This is a genomic window from Nocardia brasiliensis IFM 10847 (assembly GCF_000710915.1).
In the GTDB taxonomy this organism is placed as follows: Bacteria; Actinomycetota; Actinomycetes; order Mycobacteriales; family Mycobacteriaceae; genus Nocardia; species Nocardia brasiliensis_A.
Map to the genome: position 1 here is coordinate 25,945 of NZ_BAUA01000128.1, position 6,000 is coordinate 31,944.

Annotated in this window: 7 protein-coding genes; 3 read left to right on the plus strand and 4 right to left on the minus strand. The window is 66.6% G+C overall.

All coding sequences use genetic code 11. The features are described 5' to 3' along the window. Positions 1 to 520: 520 nt before the first annotated feature. Entirely contained in the window at positions 521 to 850 is a 330-nt protein-coding gene (locus tag NBRGI_RS26815) for a hypothetical protein (RefSeq protein ID WP_029899987.1), read from the minus strand. Positions 851 to 968: 118 nt separating this feature from the next. Between NBRGI_RS26815 and NBRGI_RS26820 the strand changes: the two genes are divergently transcribed. Beyond that, a complete protein-coding gene (locus NBRGI_RS26820; RefSeq protein ID WP_029899988.1) occupies positions 969 to 1,268 on the plus strand; it encodes a hypothetical protein in 300 nt (99 codons plus the stop codon). A gap of 298 nt (positions 1,269 to 1,566) precedes the next feature. On the opposite strand, the gene NBRGI_RS26830 is transcribed toward NBRGI_RS26820, so the two are convergent. Continuing rightward, positions 1,567 to 2,484: a LysR family transcriptional regulator gene (locus NBRGI_RS26830; RefSeq protein ID WP_029899989.1), complete on the minus strand. Its 918-nt coding sequence runs from the start codon at positions 2,482 to 2,484 to the stop codon at positions 1,567 to 1,569. Positions 2,485 to 2,580: 96 nt separating this feature from the next. On the opposite strand from NBRGI_RS26830, the gene NBRGI_RS45470 reads away from it, so the two are divergent. Together NBRGI_RS45470 and NBRGI_RS26840 are read left to right on the plus strand one after the other, a co-directional pair. Then, positions 2,581 to 3,078, plus strand: coding sequence for a cupin domain-containing protein (locus tag NBRGI_RS45470; protein WP_051728048.1), 498 nt, complete (start codon positions 2,581 to 2,583; stop codon positions 3,076 to 3,078). Next, positions 3,075 to 3,965 (plus strand): AfsR/SARP family transcriptional regulator, encoded by an 891-nt coding sequence (locus tag NBRGI_RS26840; protein WP_029899991.1) that lies wholly within the window; start codon positions 3,075 to 3,077, stop codon positions 3,963 to 3,965. The genes NBRGI_RS45470 and NBRGI_RS26840 overlap by 4 nt, the downstream gene beginning before the upstream one ends. A gap of 31 nt (positions 3,966 to 3,996) precedes the next feature. Here the strand turns inward: NBRGI_RS26840 and NBRGI_RS26845 are convergent, their stop codons facing one another. Beyond that, entirely contained in the window at positions 3,997 to 4,329 is a 333-nt protein-coding gene (locus NBRGI_RS26845) for a hypothetical protein (RefSeq protein ID WP_148310961.1), read from the minus strand. Positions 4,330 to 4,705: 376 nt separating this feature from the next. Then, positions 4,706 to 5,632: an alpha/beta fold hydrolase gene (locus NBRGI_RS26855; protein WP_235211114.1), complete on the minus strand. Its 927-nt coding sequence runs from the start codon at positions 5,630 to 5,632 to the stop codon at positions 4,706 to 4,708. Between the last annotated feature and the right edge of the window lie 368 nt (positions 5,633 to 6,000).

Below are 6,000 nucleotides of genomic sequence, written 5' to 3' on the forward strand. Positions count from 1 at the left end.
CCCAAGCGTCCAAAGCAATCGTCCGCGTCGACACCAAACCTCACCAATCCGTTCACGGGACTGCCCCGAGTTCGGCCGACTCGTGGGCGTGGGGGCGGCCGAGTCTGGCGAGACGACGCCACGTCTTGATAAAGCATCCTGCCCGCCAGGCTCAATACCGGTTGGGTCGAGACATGGATGGAACTCGGAGCTCGGAGTGGCTGGCTCGCGACGGACGTGCCGTCTAATCGCGGCCGCAGCATCCTCCTGCGAACGCACCTGGTCACCGATCCGCCAAGTGTTGGCAAGTAGACCACTGTGGTTACGGAAATTCGCTCGCCAAACAATGGTCATGCAACTATCGTCCTGGACCACTACGACAATACGAAGGACGGTGTCAAAAATTTCGGGCGCAAGCAATTACGGGGCCGTACTGATCGATTGGGATTCCGAAGATTTCCCAGTGTTCCGACCACTTGACCGATTCACCGAGGTTGAGCATCACCGATACCTGGCGGCTCACAACCTCATCGAGGATTACCTAAGCCAGTCCATGCTCGTCTTCGTCCGGGAAGAATCGATTCGACTCCTCGATTACCTGGCCGAGATCGGCACAGCAATGCAGAGAGATCACCACGTGTCGCCGCACGATGCCCGGGGCGTGAGTGTTCGAGATGCAATCGCTGCTCATGTCCTCGCTGTAGTCAATGCCTACTTCGTCTACCGCGAACAGCGCCGCGAACAGGCGAAGCAATTGGGCGACGAGCGCGGGGACGACACCGCAACTCGGGTGAGGGTCCACCTCGACGATCTCTTCGACGGCTGTGCCGCCTACCGGTGGCTCGTCGAGTCCCGCAATGCGCTTGTTCATCTCGATCTCATGGGAACGATCCTCCTTGAACTCGGTATCGGTCGATCTCTGGAGCCGACGATCAACCTGAGGCTCACGGCGGGTTATCCTCCAGACCCGGAACTTGAATCAGGCGAACATGGCCGCTTACAGAGCGCAGTTGGAGGCTCTTCCAGACGACCCAGCCGTTCTCGATCTCCTGCAAGACGTGCTGCCAGCGATCAAGGAGACCGACAAAAAGATCCGGGCCGCCATGTACCCAGACGAAGTTCTAGGAACCGCCGCGAAGACGGTTAGCGAACTGATGAGCCGCTTCCGCGGTCAACGAGGCACCTACTGCCTCCAGACTGGTCCGGGATTCACCGAGGAGAACCGCATCCCGAAGCACATGCGTCTGTCGGTCGAGGTGCTGTCTTTCGCCGATTCGTTTCCTCACTGAACTGTAGCTGGCGCGACCTTCGGTCGCATGGTCCTGGTGGGCGTGGCCTCCGACTCAAAGGCGCCGATGGCGTTCCTACCCGATGGGGCGGAGGTCGTTCAGCCTGCCCGCACAGCCCAGTCCAAGATATCGGTGGGTGTCACGCTCCCCCGCCGCCTCGATTATCCCTGGACCAGCACAAAGCACACCCCTCTTTAGTGCGCGATTACCTGGACTAGGCGTACTCCGAGAACACCCCGCATGCGCGTGCCGCATGCGGGGTTTTTCGTTCAAGTGCGCAGTGGCGCAAGGGTTTCGGTTACGGGGCAGGGGCGCAGGCGCCTTCGGCGATGAGTTCGGCGGCGACCTTGGCCGCGATGCGGGCGAACGCGGAGACCAGGGGGCGGTTCTCGCCCTCGCGAACGGCGAGGGCCAGCACCGAGGGGGCGACATCGCGCAGGGGGCGGGCGACGACGCCCGACCACGGGAAGAAGTGCGCGACCGAGGCCACCGACACGGCGACCGCCTGGCCGCTGCCGACCGCGGCGAGCAGATCCTCGAGAGTAGTGACGTAGGCACCGATGGTCGGCGGGCCGTCGCGGTAGTCGCCTAGCGTCATGAAGTGCTGGGCCGCCAGGTGCCGATTATCGGTCCACCAGGCGAACGGCTGGACCGCCAGATCCGGGGGCGAGACCGCCGGACTCGCGGCCAGCGGATCGTCGGCCGACAGCAGTGCGATGCGCTGCTCGGCGAGCAGCGGCGTGATCTCGAGACCGTCGGGCGCAGGCAGCCAGATGAGCCCCATGTCGGCGGTGCCTGCCAGCACGCCCGCACTCGGGTCGTCGAATTCGACCTTGCCGACGGTCAATGCCACATGCGGGTATTCGGCGGCGAAGGCCCGCAGCATCCGTGGCGTGACGTCCAATCCGGTGACGCCGCGGATGCCGATCCGCAATTCGGTGCGCTCCCCCGACTCGGTCTCGCGGGTGTCGGCGATCGCCGCGCCGACGGTGTCGAGGATGTCGGGCACCCTGGCCAGCAACGTCCGGCCCGCGTCGGTGAGCGTCACCTGCCGCGTGCTGCGTTGGAAAAGCGTTGCGCCGATGCGAGTTTCGAGCTGCTTGATCTGGTTGCTCAGCGCCTGCTGGGTCAGGTGCAGACGCGCGGCCGCCTTGGTGAAGTTCAGCTCGGTCGCGAGTACGTGGAAAGCGCGCAAGTGTCGGAGCTCCACATCCACAAGCCAGGATTGTAGATCCGACAGCCGATCGGTGTTTCCGTTCTCGGCTCGGCGGATCGAGCATGGTTCTCAGCGGATCACGAATCGAGGAGCGCCTTGCCGGAACAACGACGTCACGAGCTCGGGTCGTACGAGCCGATCGCCGAGTGGGCGTTCGGCTGCCTGATCGTCTGGCATCAGCTCGGCGAGACCACGGGCGGGGTGCTCTCGGTCGCGGAGATGGTGGTGCCGCGCGGCAGCGAACCGCCGATCCATCTGCATTCACGAGAAGACGAACTGTGTTTCGTCCTGGAGGGTGAGGTGACGATGCATCGCGGACTCGATCGGATAGCGGCAGGTCCCGGCACCTCGGTCTGGCTGCCGCGCGGTATCCAGCACGGATTTCGGGTGCACACCGACACGGCACGCGTGCTGCACCAGTACACGCCCGCCGGAATCGAGAAGGCGCACCGGGCCTTCGGCACCGCGGCCACCAGCCGAGTCCTGCCACCCGCTGCCACGCAGCGTCGCGAGCGGGCGGAGATCGAGGCCGAGTTCGCCCGCTACGGGGTCACCCTCGTCGGCCCCGCCGCGGGAACGGAGTGGCGGGTATGACCGCGCCGGCCACCTGCCCGTTGCCCGATGCCGCACCGGCGTCTGCGCAGCTGCGAATCCTCGGCCCGGTGCAGGTCACCGCCGGTGACACGGTCGTCGGGGTGGATCGGCCGCTCGAGCGTGCGGCCCTGGTGCGGCTCGCGCTCGCCGGTGGTGTGCCGGTTCCGGATCGACGGCTCGCCGCCGATCTGTGGGGCGAGGGTGAACTCTCGCGGCCGATCGAACGGTTACGCGTCGTGGTGTCGCGGCTGCGTTCGGCGTTGGGCCCGCACGGCGCCGCCGTGCTGCGCACCCCCGCGGGCTACCGGACCACGATCGTGGCGGGAGACCTGCTCGCCGCCGAATCGATCGCGGACCGCTTGCACGCCGCGCGCCGGGCCGGGCAGCACGCCGCCGCCCACGCGGCCGCAGACGAAGCGTTGCGTCTGTGGCGCGGGCCCGCGCTCGCCGACCTGCGCTGGACGCCGTACGCGGAGGTCGAGGCGGCGCGGTTGGACGAGTGGCGGCTCGAATTGACCATCGCCGGGCTGGATTCCGCGCTACGGGTCGGTTCCGGCGCGGAACATCTGCGGACCATGGCCGTGCTCGCGGGCGAATACCCGCTGCACGAGCCACTGACCAGGCTGCACGCCCTCGCCCTGTATCGCGCGGGCAGACAGGTGGACGCCCTGGACCAGCTGCGCGGGTTACGGCAAGCGCTCGCAGAGCAATTCGGCGCCGCACTCGCACCCGACACCGTCGACCTGGAAGTGCGCATCCTGCGGCACGATCCGACGCTGATCGTCGGAAAGCCCAGCAGGCCAACGGCTGCCACGCTGCGCTTGGTGCGGCATCGGGACGTCACGTTGCTGGCGCGTCGGTTCCGGCGGCCCGAGCTCAGATCGTGAGCGGCTCGCACTCCTTCGCGCGCAGCATCATTCACTTCGTGCAGGTCTTCTGGTTGTAGTCGACGATGCGCTGCGCCACCGAACCGATATCGGCCTGCGTGGCCGACGGGTCCGGGCTGGTGGCGGCCATGAGTTTTTCCTGCGAGTCCGCGAGTTCGTTCCAGTCGGCCTTGATGTCGTCCGGTGCCAGCCCGGCGAGCTTGCGCATCTTGGGCACGGTCGCCGAATTCGCGGTATCGGGCACCTGAGTTCCGCTGCCCAGATCTTTCAGCGCGTCACAATAGGCTCGATCCGTACTCGTGCTTTCCCGACAACCTGCGAGAATTACTGCACCCACGGCGAATACGATCACGAACGTTTTCATTCGGGTCATTTTCACATCTCCAACATTTGCTCGGGCACCGAATCCGTGGGCACGGCAAGAACTTCCTGTTCGGTGACCGGCTGGTCCTCGCTCTCCACCACACGCGGCCGCCAACTTACCCACGATCGCCCCGGCCGTCGTTCCGGCCGGGTACCGTGGTCGACCCGACCGTCGAACTACGATGCCGCTGCATCAGGGACGAGAACGTGACAACTGTGCCCCGGCGCCCGTGGACCCGAACGTTGCGTGGAACAGCTCGACGCGCTGGCATCGCGGATGAGCCTTCGTCTCGCTCGGGATGTCCGTAAGCGTGAGCTCCGAATACTTGCCGTCGGCACTCCTGGGCGGGAATCGACTGTGCGCGTGCCGATCCCGTTCAACACGGTACGGACAGCAGGTGGGCTAGCAGGTGGGCCGAGGTTTCTACCGCGGCGTGTTCGGGGATGTTGTGACCTGCGCCGGGGAGGATCTCGAGCCGGTAAGGGCCGGTGGCCCAGGCGCTCGTTGCGTGGATGCCCGACATCGCGACCATGCGATCGTCGGTGGCGGCCAGGAACAGGGTCGGCACCGTGACGGGCTTGCGGTAGCCCTCGAAGTCATTGGCGCGGTACCAGTTCAGCGCAGCGGTGAGTGCGCCCGGCTCGGCGAGGCGGCGGAAATACTCGGCGCTCTTCCACTCCGGGACGCCCGTCAGTTTCGGTGGGCCACCGGCGAGGATCGCGTCCTCCGGGAGCGGCGCCGGTTGCCGGAATCTGTTCATGTAGGCCGAAGCCTGTTGCTGTGCAGGGTCGTTCCGCAGCGCGTCGGCGAAAGCGGCCGGATGCGGCACGGAAACCGTCGTCAGCGAACGGATCCGATCCGGCCGGTCGGCCGCGGCCACCCACGCGACGACCGCGCCCCAGTCGTGCCCGACCAGGTCGAACCGCCGCCACCCCAGAGCGTCCGCGATCGCCCACACATCGGACACGAGCAGATCGAGCCGATAGTCCTCGATCCGGGCGGGCCGCACCCCTGGGGAATACCCACGCTGATCGGGCGCGACCGCCCGGCACCCCACGGCCGCGAGCGCGCCCATCTGCTGGTCCCACTCGATGCCCAGCTCCGGAAAACCATGCAGCAACAACACTTCCCGGCCCTGCGCGGGTCCAGCGGACACCGCCTCGAACACGCCTGCGTCGGTCGAAATCCTGACCGCATCGAGCCCGGCGGGGACCGCGCCCGCGGACGCGGCCCCTGCCGAAGCCAGCATCACCCCGCCCAGCTGAGCGAATCGCCGCCTACTGAACCGTATCCCGCGTGCCATGCCGCCGACGTTAACCCCGGCGGCATCGTCCCGCGTCATACCGCAGACCGATTCGCCCGTGCCTCCACGGGGTCACGTTGCTGAGCAGGAGCGTCCCGGGAGCCGGGTCCGACCGGCCCGCGTCGGCTCAGTGGGACGCGACAGGACAAGATCCGCAACCCCTGACTCCCGCGCACGAACAGTCGCGCCACGCACGCTCGTCCCGCCACGCACGAACAGTCCCGCCACGCACGAACAGTCGCGCCGCGCACGAATCGTCGCGCCGCGCACGAATTCTTCGACAAATACGTGCGCGGCAGGCAAACACGTGCGCGGCAAGCAAACCGTGAAGGGCAAGCAGAGACGTACCCGGCAAGCAAACACATGCA